Genomic DNA, 16706 nt, shown 5'->3' on the forward strand with positions numbered 1-16706 from the left:
ATGACCGCGAACAGCAATAACGAAAATGCCGGCGTGAACGCCTCCGACGAAGCGGCGACCCCGCAGCCAGACTGGCGGAAAGAGGCCACGCGAGTGGTGCCCATGCAACGGGACGTGAATGGCAATCCGTTCTGGGAATCGTACATGACGCCCGCAAGCTTTCGCGTGCGTGCCGAAGCCCAGATTCCGCCGCACATGCCGGGCATCATTATCTTCGTGCATGGCGTCAACTCAGAGGGGGAGTGGTATGACCCTGCTGAGGAGGCCCTGTGTGACGGATTGAACGAACGCCTGGGGCTCACGAAAACCGACTTCAAGTTGATACCAAACAGCTATGTCGATCAAGATCCGACTCCGCCCGGGAAGAAGCACGAACGCCGATACGATTCCACTAAACCGGGCAATTCGCCTGTTATCCGCTTCTATTGGGGCTACCGAGAGCCCGACGAAGGCCAAGGCCAATACAAGGTGCCGCTGCGCAACCTCAAGGGGACGGACTTCCAGAAGCGGACCGAGAATGATGCTGGGCCGTGGTTCTGGGGCGGCGGCGCGTTCCAGAACGGCACCAACAACCTTCAGCAGATGTGGAGCCACAAGGGGTTCAACCGAACGATCCTACGCGTTGTGGACCTTGAGTTACTGAACACCGAGCCTGAACGTCAGTTGCAGAACGCCCCGCTGCGGGACTACTACCCGCATGCCGCCAAGCGGCTGGCGAACCTGATCGACAAGATCCGCAACAGCTATCCGCATGACACGGTGACGCTCATGTCGCACAGCCAGGGCACGATGATTGCCATGGCGGCTACCGCTTTATGCGAAACACGCGCCCCGGATGCCCTGTTCGTCATGAACTCGCCGTTCGCACTGGATGACAAGGCGACGGACTTTGCCGCGTGCGGCAATGACCGGCCCACAGCCGGGGCGCGTGTCCGGACGTTCCGCAATATCGTCAACCGGATCAAGGACGACCGGCGCATGCTGGACGACCGCCTCAAGGAATTGCTGGCGGTCGGGAAAGGCCCGGACGGCAAGCGATGGCATCCGGATATCCAGATCACGCCAGAGATCAAGGAACGTGACAACCATGGCCGCCTCTATGTCTATTTCAGTCCGCACGACCGCGTGATGGGCATGACTGCGCTCCAGAGCATCGGCTGGCAAGGCCTCGGCGACGCGCTGATCGGCTCCCTTGGCGATACGGTCAAGCAGCGCATGCTGACGCGCTTGACGCCGTGCGGCGATGCGCCCGGCCAGAAACCGTACGGCACCCTGCCCGACATGAAAGGCGGCAGGCTCTATGACCCGGACCACCCCAAGGAATTCTGGGACGGCAACCGGGGACCGTTCTTCAACGCCGTCAAGCTGTGGGCCGTGCCGCACGCGAACCAGAAGGTGACCATCAACGCCGAGCAGGTGCCGAATCCGCTGACGGCCGAGGATACGAAAGGTTTTGACGAATCAGTCAAGAACCCAAAGGTCCATGAGATGGGCGCGACTGCCCCGAGGACCGGTGAGTACCTTGACAAGGACTATCCCTACTTTGAGTCGATCTATGAGCCTGAGCAATACCTGGACCGTGGCGAGGACATCTACAACGACGGTCGCCGGGTGAGAACGAAGGAAACCGTGGAAGAGGCCCGGGATCGATTGAAGCACTACAAGGCCGAACCCGCCGACCACAGCACGCTGCCGTCCAATCCGGAGTTCATGAGCCGAGTGGCTGCGTATGACCTGCCGATCGGATTCTGCGAATCCTTTGATGACCGAGCCTTTTGGCGCGGCTTGATGATGGACGCGGACTGGACGCAATGCACTGATACCTATTTCGAGAGAGATGTATTGCTCAAGCCGGACATGCCAACAGTCTATATCGACAAAGAGACGGTCTTGGACGCCATCGCACGGGAACAGGCCGAACGAGAAAAGCGGGAGAGACACTGATGCGCACAAACATCCTCGGCACTGCCGCCATACTTTTGATCGCTGGGTGTGCTGTAAAGAATGTGAATCCGCCAGAGATTGAGCGGCACTACGACGTGCCACCGCAGGTGATCTACCGGATCGACGAGCACCGCTTCATCTCGCTGGAGAACTATAAGGACTGTCACCACGGTACGACGTACTACAACGATACGCGACAGGGCATTCGAACCGAGCTTGGGATCGATAGCGTTGAGAACTACCAAGGGCGGTTGATAAATGCCGATCTGACAGGGCAGAACATCGTCATTCCGAATTCAGAACCTCCCGACCGCGCATGCCCCGATAAGGGATGTCGTGTCTCGTTTGGGTATTCTACGGACGGTGGCCGTACATTTAAGGGCGAATGGTATATGCGCAATACGTGGAATCCATATCGGGATTCTGCCAAGTATATTGTGGCTGCTACGACAGATCGAATCTATATCGCGAGGAAGGTGAGTAATACAGTCAATGACTACGGCGTCGATCAGTTCCCGCTTTTCGCTGGCATCGATTTCCGAAAGGAATACCCGCCCAGCGTGAAAGGGGACAGCTTCCTCGCGTCCAAGCGTCCAGACTACCTCAAAGGGCTGCGCACGCCTTCCGGTCAGGAATACCTGTCCTGTGACGATTCCATCCGCCCCAAAAATCTGCCAACCAAACAATGAAAGAACCTGCACTGCTGGGCGCCGTCGCCATGCTATTGATCGCTGGGTGTGCTGTAAAGAATGCGAAGCTGCCAGAGATTGAACGGCACTACGACGTGCAGCCGCAAGTCATCTACCGGATCGACGATCACCGCTTTTTCTCGTTGGAGAATTATTCCGACTGTCATCATGGCACGACGTACTACAACGACACTCACCAAGGTATTCGCACCGAACTGGGGTGGGCAAACAAAGAGAACTTTCGCGGACGGCTGATCAACGCCGACCCCACCGGGCAGAACATCGTCATTCCGAATTCCACACCTCCGAAATTTGCATGCCCCGATAAAGGGTGTCGCGTCTCGTTTGCCTATTCCACAGACGGAGGCCGTACATTCCAGGGGGAGTGGTATATGAGCAATACTCAAAATCCCTATCTGGATTCTGCCCAGTACATCGTTGCAGCCACGTCAGATCGCATTTATGTCGCGAGAAAGGTAAGTGATACGGTCGATGACTACGGCGTTGATCAGTACCCGCTCTTCCCCGGAATCGATTTCCGAAAGGAGTATCCGCCAAGCGTGAGAGGAGATAGTTTCCTCGCTTCCAGGCGCCCGGACTACCTCAAAGGCCTGCGCACGCCTTCCGGTCAGGAATACCTGTCCTGTGACGATTCCATCCGCCCCAAGAATCTGCCAGCCAAACAATGAAAGAACCTGCACTGCTGGATGACCCGACCAGCCATGGCGGCAAGGTCAAGACCGCCTCATCGACCTATGTACTGGACGGACGCCGCGCGGCCCTGGTCGGCGACATCGTGTCCTGCCCGATCCATGGCGACAATCCGCTCATGGAAGGTGGCGAGGGTATGACCGACGAGGGCCGGCCGCTGGTCGTCACAGGCTGCCGCTCACAGTGCGGCAGTATCGTCCTGCCGGGCTACTCGGGAGTCAAGATCGGATGACTTCGCCGTGGTTCCATCCCGAGCCCAGAAAACGGCCGGAAGTCGTTTGGGGCGGCTTTTGGCCCTACATCATTTTCTACATCGTCATCCAGGCAATCAGCGCCGCGATTGTGGTCGCCGCATGGCCCAAAGGAAAGCCGACAGCGACGGCAGATTTCGTCTTCGCCATGCTGATGCCAGCCCTGTTCGTCACGATCATCGTTGGCGGCTTCTTTCATTACTTCTCGTTTGAAAGACCGCTGACGAGGGTCATCGAGTGGAACAGGCTATGCGACCGGCGTCGGTACTACTGGCACCGGTGGGCGCGGTCGCGCCTTGCCATCGTGACAAGCATGATGCTTGCTCCGGAGGACGCCATCGCGGAACGCATGCTCGGCCTGGAGGGCAGTGCCCCGGCCAACCCCGACAAGATTCTGCCGCTGAAGCTGGCGGTGCCCGCAGGCATGACCCGATTGGCCTACGTCCTGGACTTGATGCTCCGGCCGCTGGCGCAAACGGTCAGGCAATTGCAGCAGACCGGCGAATTTCGCGTCATCTTGCAAACGGATCGGCAGGCCGATCTTGACGAACTGCAACGGGTCATGCGCAAGCTGGATATGTCCCCGCCGAATCTCTCATGGGTCTCCGGCAACGATTCGGCGCCGATGAACCTCCTGTGGGCCGATGACCGAATCCCATCCGGGAGTCTGCTCGTCCTGGCTTGCCAGTTGCACGAAGGGAAGGAAGCGCCGGACTGCTCGGAACTGGCGCTTGCCTTGCTGCTGTGCCATCCGGATAGGCTGGCGCGAAGAAAGCTCAAGCCCCAGGCCTACTTGTATCGCCCGATCTCGGTCGATACCGATGCGCTCGACACGGCGCTGGCAACGTTGCTGCGCGCCGAGCAGACCCCGCCCAAGCGCCTCAAGCATTTCTGGTTCAGCCGGCTGGAAAAGCGGACCCGGCACGCGGTGACCACGGCGGTGAGGGATACGGGGCTGACCCTGGGCCTGCAGGACATCGACCGCTGCCTTGGGAAGGCGAGCCACGCCAGCGACTGGCTGCCCGCCGTGCTGGCCGCGCAGATGCTCCATCACGGGCAAGGTTCACAGTTGATCGCCACGCGGGACCCACTCGGCGTGACGCTGAACGTGGTGGCACCTGAGGTCGCGGGCCTGTCCCTCTCACCCCCGCAAGCATATGCCGGGATAACGTGGGTAGCCTCCATATTTGGCCTCTCCGGGGGCGGATGGCTGCTGGATTTCATGTGTGCCAAAGGGATGCCCGAGGATATGTTCATGGCATGGTGGGTCTATCCGGTGATTGCCCTGTTGCTGATCGTGCTCGGCCTTGTCGTGGAAGGACTGAGTCTGGGCCAGATGATCCAGGACTTCGAAGACAGGTATTTTTGGTAGCACACCAAGCAGACAAGACATCGATAGAGCAAGCACGAAGAAGAGGCTGGCATATCGACTGCGCACTCCGTGTAGCGAAGTCGGCCTTCCAGCAGATAGTTCGGATGTGCGACCAATATAGTGCAGCCAAGCTAACACCGCGGCGCACGGTTTCCTGTCGTCTCCTCGGCACAGACTAGAAAAATGCCGTTCAGGCTTCAACGGCACCCCATTGCGATTCGGATCAGGCGTTCTTGTGGTGTGCGCCCGGCGCCCCGCCCTGACCGCATACCAGCATCCGGACATTCCCCGGGCGCCCCGCGCAAGCGCATCGCACGGCTCCGGCCGCGTCCACGGGCGGTGATACACTTTCGCCATTCCTCCCGGACGCCCCTCATGAAATTCTGCTCGAACTGCGGCCATGCGGTCGTGCTGCGCATCCCCGAAGGCGACTCGCGCCCGCGCCACCTGTGCGAGAACTGCGGCACCATCCATTACGTCAACCCGCGCAACGTGGTCGGCACCATTCCCGTGTGGGAGGACAAGGTGCTGCTGTGCAAGCGCGCCATCGAGCCGCGCTACGGCTTCTGGACGCTGCCGGCCGGCTTCATGGAGATCGGCGAGACCACCGCCCAGGGCGCCGCGCGCGAGACACTGGAAGAAGCCGGCGCGCGCGTGCAGGTCGGCGAGCTGTTCTCGATCCTCAATGTGCCGCACGTGCACCAGGTGCACCTGTTCTACCTGGCCACGCTGGAGGATCTCGACATCAGCGCGGGCGAGGAAAGCCTGGAGGTCAAGCTGGTCGAGGAGGCCGACGTGCCGTGGGACGAGCTGGCCTTCCCCACCGTGATCCACTCGCTGCGCTGCTTCTTCGCCGACCGCGCGGCGGGCAGGCTGGCCGACGGCAGTTTCCGCCTGCACAGCCTGGACATCGACAAGCCGATGCGCCCGCTCACCAGCCGCGCCACGGTCGAGCCCTGATCCCTTCACCCGAGGCCGCTCCCGCCGCCCGCGCACCCGCCCATCCCGCATGATCACCTGGCTGGATCCGCATGATCCGTTTCCGCCGGTCGAGCGTGCGCTCGGCCCGGGCACGGACGCGCCCGGCCTGCTCGCCGCCAGCCGCGAGCTGTCGGCCCAGCGCCTGCTGCTGGCCTACCGGCAAGGCATCTTTCCGTGGTACGCCGAAGGACAGCCGGTGCTGTGGTGGAGCACCGACCCGCGCATGGTGCTGCCGCCGCGGGCGTTGCGCGTGTCCGCCACCTTCCGCAAGACCCTGCGGCGCGTGCTGCGCGACCCGGACTGGGAGATCCGCGTCGACGCCGGCTTCACCGAGGTCATGCAGGCCTGCGCGCTGACGCCGCGCGACGGCCAGCACGGCACGTGGATCACCGAGGACATCATCGCCGCCTACGGCGCGCTGCACCAGAACGGCCTGGCCCACAGCGTGGAGAGCTGGTACCGCGGCGAGCGCGTGGGCGGCCTGTACGGCGTGGCGCTGGGGCGCATGTTCTACGGCGAATCGATGTTCGCGCGCCGCACCGACGCCTCCAAGATCGCGCTGGCCGCGCTATGCGCGTTCCTCGGCATGCACGGCGTGGCGATGATAGACTGCCAGCAGGAAACCGACCATCTGGCCTCGCTCGGCGCCAGCCCGATTCCGCGCGCGGAGTTCGCGGCGCATGTGCGCCTTGCCACCCGCCAGCCGGACATCGAGCCGTGGCGCTTCGACAAGACAGTGCTCCGGCACTGGACCCTGGCGCCGGACACGGCCTGCGGCTAGCGCCCGCGAGCGCACGCCGCACACCGCGCGGCGGCTTCCCTTGCATCGCCGTTTCATCCCTGGCCGCCGCAGACAAATGAGCAAGCTAAAGGAACTACCCCTTTCCGCGCTGCAGTTCTACGCCACCGCGCCCTATGCTTGCAGCTACCTGGACGGGCGCATGGCGCGCTCGCAGGTGGCCACCCCGGCCCACCTGATCAACGCGGACGTCTATTCGCGGCTGGTGCGCGCGGGCTTCCGCCGCAGCGGCATCTTCACCTACCGCCCCTATTGCGACGAATGCCACGCCTGCACGCCGTGCCGCGTGCTGGTGGACCGCTTCGCGCCGGACCGCAGCCAGCGCCGCGCGTGGCGCCAGCACGAGGGCCTGCAGGCGCTGGTGGCGCCGCTGACCTACGTCGAGGAACACTACGCGCTCTACCTGCTGTACCAGTCGATGCGCCACGCCGGCGGCGGCATGGACCAGGACAGCCGCGACCAGTACGAGCAGTTCCTGCTGCAAAGCCGCGTCAACTCGCGCCTGGTGGAATTCCGCGAGCCGCCGGGCTCGCCCGAGGCCGGGCGCCTGCGCATGGTCAGCATGATCGACGTGCTCGACGACGGCCTGTCTTCCGTCTACACCTTCTACGACCCGCTGGAGATGGGCGCGAGCTACGGCACCTACAACATCCTGTGGCAGATCCGCCAGGCGCGCGAGCTGGCGCTGCCGCACCTGTACCTCGGCTACTGGATCGCCGACAGCCGCAAGATGGCCTACAAGGCACGCTACCAGCCGCTCCAGGTCCTGACCGGCAACCAGTGGCGGCCGTTCGACGCGCCCGCCGCGCCGGCGCCGCAGGGCGCGCCCACCGCCGCGCCCGTGATCCCGCCGCAGCCCGGCGAGAACGGGCCCGGCGGCACGCTCTAGCCGCCACGCGCGGCGCGCAGTGCGCTCGCGGGGCGGCCCAGCCGTTACAATGCCGGCCTGGCCCCGACTTCCAAGCTGATCCCCTGTGCTGAACGCGCTCTATCCCCTGTTTCGCCCCGCCCTGTTCTCGATGGATGCCGAGGACGCCCACCACTTCACGCTGAACAACCTGCGCCGCGCCAAGCGCCTCGGGCTGGCGGGCTGCATCGGCAACACCATCGCCGACGACCCGCGCACCGTGATGGGCGTGCGCTTTCCCAACCCGGTCGGCCTGGCCGCCGGCCTGGACAAGGACGGCGCGTACATCGACGCGCTGGCCGCGTTCGGCTTCGGCTTCATCGAAGTGGGCACCGTGACGCCGCGCGCGCAGCCGGGCAACCCGCGCCCGCGCATGTTCCGCCTGCCCCAGGCCGACGCGCTGATCAACCGCATGGGCTTCAACAACGGCGGCGTGGACGCCTTCATCGCCAACGTCACCGCCTCGCGGTGGAAGGCCGAGGGCGGCGTGCTGGGCCTGAACATCGGCAAGAACGCCGACACGCCGATCGAGCGCGCGGTGGACGACTACCTGCACTGCCTGGAGCGCGTCTACCCGCACGCCAGCTACGTCACCGTCAATATCTCCTCGCCCAACACCAAGAACCTGCGCCAGCTGCAGGGCGCGAGCGAGCTCGACAGCCTGCTGTCCACGCTCAAGGCCGCGCAGCAGCGCCTGGCCGACCAGCACAAGCGCTACGTGCCGCTGGCGCTGAAGATCGCCCCCGACCTCGACGCCGACCAGATCGGGAACATTGGCGACGCGCTGGTGCGCCACCGCATCGACGGCGTGATCGCCACCAACACCACCATCGCGCGCGACGCGGTCAAGGGCCTGCCGCACGGCGAGGAAGCCGGCGGCCTGTCGGGCCGGCCGGTGTTCGCGGCCTCCACGCGGGTGGTCGAGGGCCTGCGCGCGGTGGTCGGCGAGGCCGTGCCCATCGTCGGCGTGGGCGGCATCTTCGGCGGCGCCGACGCGCGCGCCAAGATCGCCGCGGGCGCGCAGCTGGTGCAGGTCTACAGCGGGCTGATCTACCGCGGGCCGGTGCTGGTGAAGGAATGCGCGGAGGCGCTGCGGGGCTGACACGGGTCTGGTGCAGGGCCCGATGTGGGGCCGATGCGGGCCCGATGTGCGCCTCATACGCGGTTTTCCCAATCGCCGTATCATCCCCATCCCACTCTCCTCCGTGTGACAAGGACAAAGAACGTCATGGAAACCATCCGTCTGGGCCGCAGCGACCTGGAAGTCTCTCGCATCTGCCTCGGCACCATGACCTTCGGCGAGCAGAACACCGAAGCCGAAGGCCACAGCCAGCTCGATTACGCCGTCTCGCGCGGCATCAACTTCATCGACACGGCCGAGATGTATCCGGTCAAGCCGCGCGCCGAAACCTACGGCAGCACCGAGCGCATCGTCGGCACCTGGCTCAAGCGCCAGCAGCGCGACCGCATCGTGCTGGCCACCAAGGTGGCCGGCCCGGCCCGCATGCCGTGGATCCGCAACGGCGGCGACCTCACGCCGCAGAGCATCCGCGAGGCGGTGGACGCCTCGCTGGCGCGCCTGCAGACCGACTACATCGACCTCTACCAGATCCACTGGCCGGCCCGCAACGCGCCCAACTTCGGCCAGAAGCAGTTCGATCCGGCCAAGGAGCGCGAGTGCACCTCGATCCAGGCCCAGCTCGAAACAATGGGCGAACTGGTGCGCGCCGGCAAGATCCGCTACGTGGGCGTGTCCAACGAAACGCCGTGGGGCGTGGCGGAGTTCGCCAAGCAGGCCGAGCTGCACGGCCTGCCGCGCATCGCCACCATCCAGAACCCGTACAACCTGCTCAACCGCAGCTTCGAGCAGGGCCTGGACGAGGCCTGCTTCCGCACCGACGTGAGCCTGCTGGTGTACAGCCCGCTGGCGTTCGGCCAGCTCACCGGCAAGTACCTCGCCGGCACGCCGGAGCAGCCCGCGTTCGACGCGCAGGCCAAGGGCCGCCTGACCCGCTTCCCGGCCGACTGGAGCCCGCGCTACCTGCGCCCGGAAAGCCTGGCCGCGTCGGCGCGCTACGTGAAGCTGGCGCGCGCGCACGGCATCTCGCCGGCCACGCTGGCGCTGGCCTGGAGCTACTCGCGCTGGTTCGCCGCGAGCACCATCATCGGCGCCACCTCGCTGGAGCAACTGCGCGAGGACATCGATGCGTGGCAGGCGCGCTCGTTGCCCGAAGACGTCACCGCGGCGATCGAGCGCATCCACGCCGAAATCAACAACCCGGCGCAATAAGAACGCGCAGCAAGCAGGCGCCGGGCGCGCGCCAGGCGCCGCGCCACCCGCGCCCCGCCCTACCCGCGGCTGGCCCCTTCCGGCGCACTGGAACGGGGCAAAGCGGGCAAATCGGGCGGCGAAAATGGTATCCTCGCAGGCTTATCGCCGTCGCAAACCGTCGCGCCACGGCGACTGCCTGCCCGCCGCCAGGCAAGTCGCCGCGCCACGGCTGCGGCCGGCCCGCGCCGATCCGCCACGGATCCGCGGCCGGCCGGGACGGCGGACCGGACCTGAGACCGGTGAAAAACAATGAGCGGCTCACCACCCAGAACCCATATCCGGGGGAGATCATAACCATGAAGTGCCTGAAGACATCGACCAAGACCATCCTGGCCAGCGCCGTGGCCCTCGCGCTGCTGTACGGCGGCGCCGTGCAGGCCCAGACCGTCAAGGTGCTCTCGATCGTCGACCATCCCGCGCTGGACGCCATCCGCGACGGTGTGCGCGACGAGCTGAAGAGCGCCGGCTATGACGCCGACAAGAACCTGAAGTGGGAATACCAGAGCGCGCAGGGCAATACCGGCACCGCCGCCCAGATCGCCCGCAAGTTCGTCGGCGATCAGCCCAGCGTGATCGTCGCCATCGCCACGCCGTCGGCGCAGGCCGTGGTGGCCGCCACCAAGTCGGTGCCGGTGGTGTATTCCGGCGTGACCGACCCGGTCGCCGCGCAACTGGTCAAGGGCTGGAGCGCCTCCGGCACCAACGTGACCGGCGTGTCGGACAAGCTGCCGCTGGACAGGCAGGTCGCCCTGATCAAGCGCGTAGTGCCCAAGGTCAAGACCGTCGGCATGGTCTACAACCCCGGCGAGGCCAATTCGGTGGTCGTGGTCAAGGAACTGAAGGCGCTGCTGGCCAAGGAAGGCCTGGCGCTCAAGGAAGCCGCCGCGCCGCGCACGGTGGACATCGGCGCCGCCGCCAAGAGCCTGATCGGCAAGGTCGACGTGATCTACACCAACACCGACAACAACGTGGTATCGGCCTACGAGGCCCTGGTCAAGGTCGCCAACGAGTCCAGGATCCCGCTGGTGGCGGCCGATACCGACAGCGTCAAGCGCGGCGCCATCGCGGCGCTGGGCATCAACTACGGCGACCTCGGCCACCAGACCGGCAAGGTGGTGGTGCGCATCCTGAAGGGCGAGAAGCCCGGCGCGATCGCCTCCGAGACCAGCGACAAGCTCGAACTGTTCGTGAACACCGGCGCGGCCGAGAAGCAAGGCGTGACGCTCTCGCCCGAACTGATCAAGGAAGCGAAGACCGTCATCAAGTAAGACGGCACGCCGAGCCTGCGCGCACGCGCGCAGGCGGCTCTATCCGGGCCGCCCCCCGGAACGCCCGCGCCGCGCCGCCTGACCCGGGCGGCGCGCCGGGCGTTTCAGATCCGGCCTCCCGTGCCGGAAACAGCAACTGGATTTCCCCATGTCCCTCTTTTCCATCCTGGGTGCACTGGAGATCGGCCTGATCTTCAGCCTCGTCGCCCTGGGGGTGCTGATCTCCTTTCGCATCCTCAACTTCCCCGACCTGACCGTCGACGGCAGCTTCCCGCTGGGCGGCGCCGTGGCCGCCACGCTGATCGCCTCGGGCCAGGACCCGTTCCTGGCCACCGCGCTGGCGATCGTGGCGGGCGCCTTCGCCGGCTTCGTCACCGGCTGGCTCAACGTGCGCCTCAAGATCATGGACCTGCTCGCCAGTATCCTGATGATGATCGCGCTGTACTCGGTCAACCTGCGCGTGATGGGCAAGCCCAACGTGCCGCTGATCACCGAATCCACCATCTTCACCATCCTGCAGCCCGACTGGCTGCCGGACTACGTGCTGCGCCCGGCGCTGCTGCTGGTCGTGGTGGTCGTGGCCAAGCTCGGCCTCGACTGGTTCTTCTCGTCGCAGCTCGGCCTGGCCATGCGCGCCACCGGCGCCAACCCGCGCATGGCGCGCGCCCAGGGCATCGCCACCGGCCGCGCCACGCTGGCCGGCATGGCGCTGTCCAACGGCCTGGTCGCGCTGGCCGGCGCGCTGTTCGCGCAGACCCAGGGCGGCTCCGACATCTCGATGGGCATCGGCACCATCGTGATCGGCCTGGCCGCGGTCATCATCGGCGAAAGCATCCTGCCGGCGCGCCGGCTGGTCTACACCACGCTGGCCGTGGTGCTCGGCGCCATCCTGTACCGCTTCTTCATCGCGCTGGCGCTCAACAGCGAATTCATCGGCCTCAAGGCGCAGGACCTGAACCTCGTCACCGCGGTGCTCGTCACCGGCGCGCTGGTGCTGCCGGGAACCCGCAAGAAGCTGTTCGGCCGCAAGGGAGGTGCCTGAGATGCTGCGCGCGCAAGACCTGAAACTGACCTTCAATCCCGGCACCCCGATCGAGACGCGCGCGCTGCGCGGCCTCAGCCTGGACATCCCCACCGGCCAGTTCGTGGCCGTGATCGGCTCCAACGGCGCCGGCAAGTCCACCTTCCTCAACGCCATCAGCGGCGACCAGATGGTGGACAGCGGCAGCATCACGATCGACGACACCGACGTCACGCGCAAGCCGGCGTGGGACCGCGCCCACCTGGTGGCGCGCGTGTTCCAGGACCCGATGGCGGGCACCTGCGAAGCGCTGACGATCGAGGAAAACATGGCGCTGGCGATGGCGCGCGGCAGCCGCCGCGGTTTCCGCGCGGCGCTCAACAAGCCCTCGCGCGAGCTGTTCCGCGACAAGCTGCGCCTGCTCAACCTGGGCCTGGAAAACCGCCTGACCGACCGCATCGGCCTGCTCTCCGGCGGCCAGCGCCAGGCCGTGAGCCTGCTGATGGCCTCGCTGCAGCCCTCGCGCATCCTGCTGCTCGACGAGCACACCGCCGCGCTCGACCCCAAGACCGCCGCCTTCGTGCTGGAACTGACCGCCAAGATCGTGGAGGACAGCAAGCTCACCACCATGATGGTCACGCACAGCATGCGCCAGGCGCTCGACTACGGCCAGCGCACGGTGATGCTGCATCAGGGGCAGGTGGTGCTGGACGTGTCCGGCGAACAGCGCGCCGGACTCGACGTGCCCGACCTGCTGCGCATGTTCGAGCAGACGCGGCACGAGCAACTGGATGACGACGCGTTGCTGTTGAGCTGATTCGAGCGTTGCGGTTCTGCCCCCTCGCCCATGCATGGGCGAGGGGCGCAAAACCATCGGCAGGCCGTCTACGCCGCGGCCGCCTTCTCCAGCCACCGCTTCATCTGGTCCGTCACCGCCGAGCCCGAGAACGAGCAACTGTCCTGCGCGAACACGGCGGACATCTCCAGCCGGCGCAGCAGTTCTTCCATCGCCTGGCCGAACACCGGCGGCAGCGCCAGCGCGGGCGCCGCCGCGCGCCAGTTGCGCACCAGCGCGTCGGCCGCCAGCGTGCCGCCGAGGTGCTGATCCAGCGCCGCGCGCATGCCCGCCAGCGCGGGCGCGTTGCCGGTGGAAGAGACAGAAACACTCATCGGCGTGCCCTCCTTTCCTTGTACAGCTCGCGGAACGTGCGCCCGCTCGGGGCCGGCATGTCGCGCGTCTCGGTCCAGCCGCGGCCGGCCATCGGCAGGCTGGCGATCAGCCTGCTGCTGCCGCCCATGCGCGCCAGCAGGCGCGCGCCGATGCGGGTGGCGAACGCGTACAGGCCCGGCCGGCTGGCCACGTAGCCCCAGGCCTTGAGGCCGAGCCGCTCCTGCCAGGGCCGCAGGCCGCGTTCCATCTGTTTTTCGCGCAGCTTGCGCAGCAGGTCCGACAGCGGGATCGAGGCCGGGCACACGCGGTTGCATTCGCCGCACAGCGTGGCCGCCTGCGGCAGGTCCAGCGCGTTGGCCAGGCCGACATAGCTCGGCGTCAGCACGCTGCCCATCGGCCCGGGATAGACCCAGCCGTAGGCATGCCCGCCGATCTTCTGGTAGACCGGGCAGTGGTTCATGCAGGCGCCGCAGCGGATGCAGCGCAGCATCTCCTGGAACTCGCCGCCGATCAGGCCGCTGCGACCGCCGTCGACCAGCACGAAATACATGTGCTCGGGGCCGTCGCGCTCGCCCGCGGCGCGCGGGCCGGTGAGCAGCGAGAAATAGTTCGAGATCGCCTGGCCGGTGGCCGAGCGCGGCAGCAGGCGCATCACGGTGGCGAGGTCTTCCAGCGTGGGCAGCACCTTCTCGATGCCGGTCACGGCCACGTGCACGCGCGGCATCACCGTGCACATGCCTTCGTTGCCCTCGTTGGTCACTACCGCCACCGAGCCGGTCTCGGCGATGATGAAGTTGCCGCCGGTCACGCCCATGTCGGCCGAGAGGAATTGCGGGCGCAGCACCTCGCGCGCCTCGCGCGTCATCTCGGGGATGTCGGTCAGGCGCGGCTTGTGGTGGACGCGGGCGAACAGGTCGGCGATCTCTTCCTTGTCCTTGTGCACCACCGGCGCGATGATGTGCGACGGCGGCTCGGCGTCGTTGATCTGCAGGATGTATTCGCCGAGGTCGGTCTCGATGCTCTGCACGCCCATCTCGCCGAGCACCTGGTTCAGGCGCATTTCCTCCGTCACCATCGACTTGCTCTTGATGACCTTCTTCACGCCGTGCTTGCGCGCGATCTCCGCCACCAGCCGCGCGGCGTCCGCGGTGGTCTCGGCGAACAGCACGGTGGCGCCGCGCCGCGTGGCGTTTTCCTCGAAGGTGGCGAGCCACACGTCGAGATTGTCGAGCGCGCGGTTGCGGCGCTCCTTGAGCGCTTCGCGCGTGGCGTCGAAGTCGATGTCGCGCATCGCGTCGGCGCGCGCGGTGACGAATTTGGTGGAGAGCTTCTTGAGGTTCTGCTGCAGGCGCTGGTCGGCCAGCTTCTGGCCCGCGCGCGCCTTGAATTCCATGCTGCGAACTTGCATAGCGGGGATCTCGCTGAAGTTGTTTTCCGATCCGGCGGACTCAGGCGTCGCCGGCCAGCACCTGCGCGATGTGCAGCACCTGCGTGCGCGTGTCGCCGGTGCGGCGCAGCCGGCCTTCGATGTTCAGGATGCAGCCCAGGTCGCCCAGCACCACGGCATCGGCGCCGCTGGCCTTGATGTTGGCGCACTTCTCGTCGACGATGGCCGTCGAGATATCGCCGTACTTGACCGAGAAGGTGCCGCCGAACCCGCAGCAGGCCTCGCAGTCCTTCATCTCGCTGAGCTGCACGCCGGGCAGGTGCGCCAGCAGCGCGCGCGGCTGGCTCTTGACGCCGAGCTCGCGCAGCCCGGAGCAGGAATCGTGGTAGGTGACGCGGCCGGCGAACGTCGAATCGAACTCGCCCAGCTTCGCCACGTTGACGAGGAAATCGGTGAGCTCGAACACGCGCGCGCGCAGGCTTTCGTAGCGGCCGTTGAGCTCGGGGTCGTCGCGCAGCAGGTCGGCGTAGTGATGCAGCACCATGCCGCCGCAGGAGCCGGACGGGATCACCACGTACTCGAACATCTCGAACTCGCGCAGGAATTTCTCGGCGAGGTCGCGCGCCACGGCGCGCTCGCCCGAGTTGTAGGCGGGCTGCCCGCAGCAGGTCTGCGCCTCGGGCACCAGCACTTCGTATCCCGCCTTTTCCAGCAGCTTGAGCACCGAGAAGCCGATTTCCGGACGCATCAGGTCCACCAGACAGGTGGCGAACAGGCCGACTCGCATTGTTTCCCTTTTCCAGACCCCGAAACCCCGCAATTATGCGCTTTCGCGCACCGTGCCGCACCTGTCGGACAGCCGTCGGAACCACTTTCATGCCATTGAAAAGTGCGTGTCAGCGCATTTCCTAGGGCTTATACCGAGGCCGGCGCATGCAAGGTTTTGTTCGGCAATCGCATTTCACCTATTGAAATTTTCACAATGCGAGATAGAATCAGGCAACCGCTTAATTTGCCGCATGGCAACATTTCCTCATGGCAGACGCAGACAAAGAACCCGGCAAGACATCCATCCAGGTCATCGAACGCATGATGACCCTGCTGGATTCGCTCGCGCAGCACGCGGATCCCGTCAGCCTGAAGGAGTTGTCGCTGGCCACCGGCCTGCATCCTTCCACCGCGCACCGCATCCTCAACGACATGGTGGCCTGCCGCTTCGTCGACCGCTCCGATCCCGGCAGCTACCGGCTCGGCATGCGGCTGCTGGAGCTGGGCAACCTGGTCAAGGCGCGCCTGTCGGTGCGCGACGCGGCGCTGGCGCCGATGCGCGCGCTGCACCGCGTGACCGGGCAGACCGTCAACCTGTCGGTGCGCCAGGGCGACGAGATCGTCTATATCGAGCGCGCCTACAGCGAGCGCTCCGGCATGCAGGTGGTGCGCGCCATCGGCGGGCGCGCGCCGCTGCACCTGACCTCGGTCGGCAAGCTGTTCCTGGCGGCCGACGAGCTCAGCCGCGTGCGCAACTACGCCACCCGCACCGGGCTGGCCGGGCACACCCGCACCTCGATCACCGACCTGATCAAGCTCGAGCGCGAGCTCAACTGGGTGCGCACCAACGGCTACGCGCGCGACAACGAGGAGTTGGAGCTCGGCGTGCGCTGCATCGCCGCCGGCATCTACGACGACTCGCGCCGCCTGGTCGCCGGCCTCTCGCTGTCGGCCCCGGCCGACCGCCTGCAGGAAAGCTGGCTGCAGAATCTCAAGGACACCGCGCTGCAGATCTCGCGCGGCATGGGCTACGCGACCGACGTCGCCGCGGCCTGACCTGGGCGGCGCGCGTCGCACGGACGCGCGCCGTGCATCATGCCCGCCT

General features: G+C 66.0%; 17 protein-coding genes. 14 read left to right on the forward strand and 3 right to left on the reverse strand.

Features of this window, described 5'->3' with window-relative positions; translation table 11 throughout:
* The 13 genes from AC3WXD_RS10045 to AC3WXD_RS10105 all read left to right on the forward strand — a co-directional run bounded on the left by AC3WXD_RS10045 (position 1) and on the right by AC3WXD_RS10105 (position 13092).
* Positions 1 to 1944: a T6SS effector phospholipase Tle3 domain-containing protein gene (locus tag AC3WXD_RS10045; protein ID WP_492323617.1), complete on the forward strand. Its 1944-nt coding sequence runs from the start codon at positions 1 to 3 to the stop codon at positions 1942 to 1944.
* The gene (locus tag AC3WXD_RS10050) at positions 1944 to 2633 is read left to right on the forward strand and encodes a T6SS immunity protein Tli3 family protein (protein ID WP_492323618.1); all 690 of its coding nucleotides are present in this window, start codon (positions 1944 to 1946) and stop codon (positions 2631 to 2633) included. Before AC3WXD_RS10045 ends, AC3WXD_RS10050 begins: the two co-directional genes overlap by 1 nt.
* A complete protein-coding gene (locus AC3WXD_RS10055; RefSeq protein ID WP_492323619.1) occupies positions 2630 to 3322 on the forward strand; it encodes a T6SS immunity protein Tli3 family protein in 693 nt (230 codons plus the stop codon). Before AC3WXD_RS10050 ends, AC3WXD_RS10055 begins: the two co-directional genes overlap by 4 nt.
* The gene (locus AC3WXD_RS10060; RefSeq protein WP_420993832.1) at positions 3319 to 3576 is read left to right on the forward strand and encodes a PAAR domain-containing protein; all 258 of its coding nucleotides are present in this window, start codon (positions 3319 to 3321) and stop codon (positions 3574 to 3576) included. Before AC3WXD_RS10055 ends, AC3WXD_RS10060 begins: the two co-directional genes overlap by 4 nt.
* Positions 3573 to 4967, forward strand: a complete 1395-nt coding sequence (locus tag AC3WXD_RS10065) for a hypothetical protein (RefSeq protein WP_492323620.1) — start codon at positions 3573 to 3575, stop codon at positions 4965 to 4967. Before AC3WXD_RS10060 ends, AC3WXD_RS10065 begins: the two co-directional genes overlap by 4 nt.
* 375 nt (positions 4968 to 5342) lie before the next feature.
* Entirely contained in the window at positions 5343 to 5927 is a 585-nt protein-coding gene (locus AC3WXD_RS10070) for an NUDIX hydrolase (RefSeq protein WP_020201204.1), read from the forward strand.
* Positions 5928 to 5976: 49 nt separating this feature from the next.
* Complete coding sequence (gene aat / locus AC3WXD_RS10075) at positions 5977 to 6729, forward strand: leucyl/phenylalanyl-tRNA--protein transferase (RefSeq protein ID WP_492323621.1); 753 nt, start codon at positions 5977 to 5979, stop codon at positions 6727 to 6729.
* Positions 6730 to 6805: 76 nt separating this feature from the next.
* Positions 6806 to 7636, forward strand: coding sequence for an arginyltransferase (locus AC3WXD_RS10080; protein ID WP_059413093.1), 831 nt, complete (start codon positions 6806 to 6808; stop codon positions 7634 to 7636).
* An 85-nt stretch (positions 7637 to 7721) separates the two neighbouring features.
* The gene (locus AC3WXD_RS10085) at positions 7722 to 8756 is read left to right on the forward strand and encodes a quinone-dependent dihydroorotate dehydrogenase (RefSeq protein ID WP_020201201.1); all 1035 of its coding nucleotides are present in this window, start codon (positions 7722 to 7724) and stop codon (positions 8754 to 8756) included.
* A 126-nt stretch (positions 8757 to 8882) separates the two neighbouring features.
* Positions 8883 to 9944, forward strand: a complete 1062-nt coding sequence (locus AC3WXD_RS10090; protein ID WP_020201200.1) for an aldo/keto reductase — start codon at positions 8883 to 8885, stop codon at positions 9942 to 9944.
* A 338-nt stretch (positions 9945 to 10282) separates the two neighbouring features.
* Entirely contained in the window at positions 10283 to 11254 is a 972-nt protein-coding gene (locus AC3WXD_RS10095) for an ABC transporter substrate-binding protein (protein ID WP_059413096.1), read from the forward strand.
* A gap of 148 nt (positions 11255 to 11402) precedes the next feature.
* Entirely contained in the window at positions 11403 to 12296 is an 894-nt protein-coding gene (locus AC3WXD_RS10100; RefSeq protein WP_020201198.1) for an ABC transporter permease, read from the forward strand.
* Between the two features lies 1 nt (position 12297).
* Complete coding sequence (locus tag AC3WXD_RS10105; RefSeq protein WP_020201197.1) at positions 12298 to 13092, forward strand: ABC transporter ATP-binding protein; 795 nt, start codon at positions 12298 to 12300, stop codon at positions 13090 to 13092.
* A 68-nt stretch (positions 13093 to 13160) separates the two neighbouring features.
* Here AC3WXD_RS10105 and AC3WXD_RS10110 read toward each other — a convergent pair whose 3' ends face one another.
* The 3 genes from AC3WXD_RS10110 to AC3WXD_RS10120 are packed head-to-tail and all read right to left on the reverse strand — an operon-like array spanning position 13161 to position 15620.
* Positions 13161 to 13445 carry a hypothetical protein gene (locus tag AC3WXD_RS10110; protein WP_492323622.1) on the reverse strand — a complete coding sequence of 95 codons (285 nt, stop codon included), beginning with the start codon at positions 13443 to 13445 and terminating at the stop codon, positions 13161 to 13163.
* Positions 13442 to 14854 carry a LutB/LldF family L-lactate oxidation iron-sulfur protein gene (locus AC3WXD_RS10115; RefSeq protein WP_029043220.1) on the reverse strand — a complete coding sequence of 471 codons (1413 nt, stop codon included), beginning with the start codon at positions 14852 to 14854 and terminating at the stop codon, positions 13442 to 13444. The genes AC3WXD_RS10110 and AC3WXD_RS10115 overlap by 4 nt, the downstream gene beginning before the upstream one ends.
* A 40-nt stretch (positions 14855 to 14894) precedes the next feature.
* A complete protein-coding gene (locus AC3WXD_RS10120; RefSeq protein WP_492323623.1) occupies positions 14895 to 15620 on the reverse strand; it encodes a (Fe-S)-binding protein in 726 nt (241 codons plus the stop codon).
* 248 nt (positions 15621 to 15868) lie between these two features.
* On the opposite strand from AC3WXD_RS10120, the gene AC3WXD_RS10125 reads away from it, so the two are divergent.
* Entirely contained in the window at positions 15869 to 16657 is a 789-nt protein-coding gene (locus tag AC3WXD_RS10125; RefSeq protein ID WP_020201193.1) for an IclR family transcriptional regulator, read from the forward strand.
* The last annotated feature ends 49 nt before the right edge of the window (positions 16658 to 16706 follow it).

This window comes from Cupriavidus sp. FW216-B1 (genome assembly GCF_058789195.1).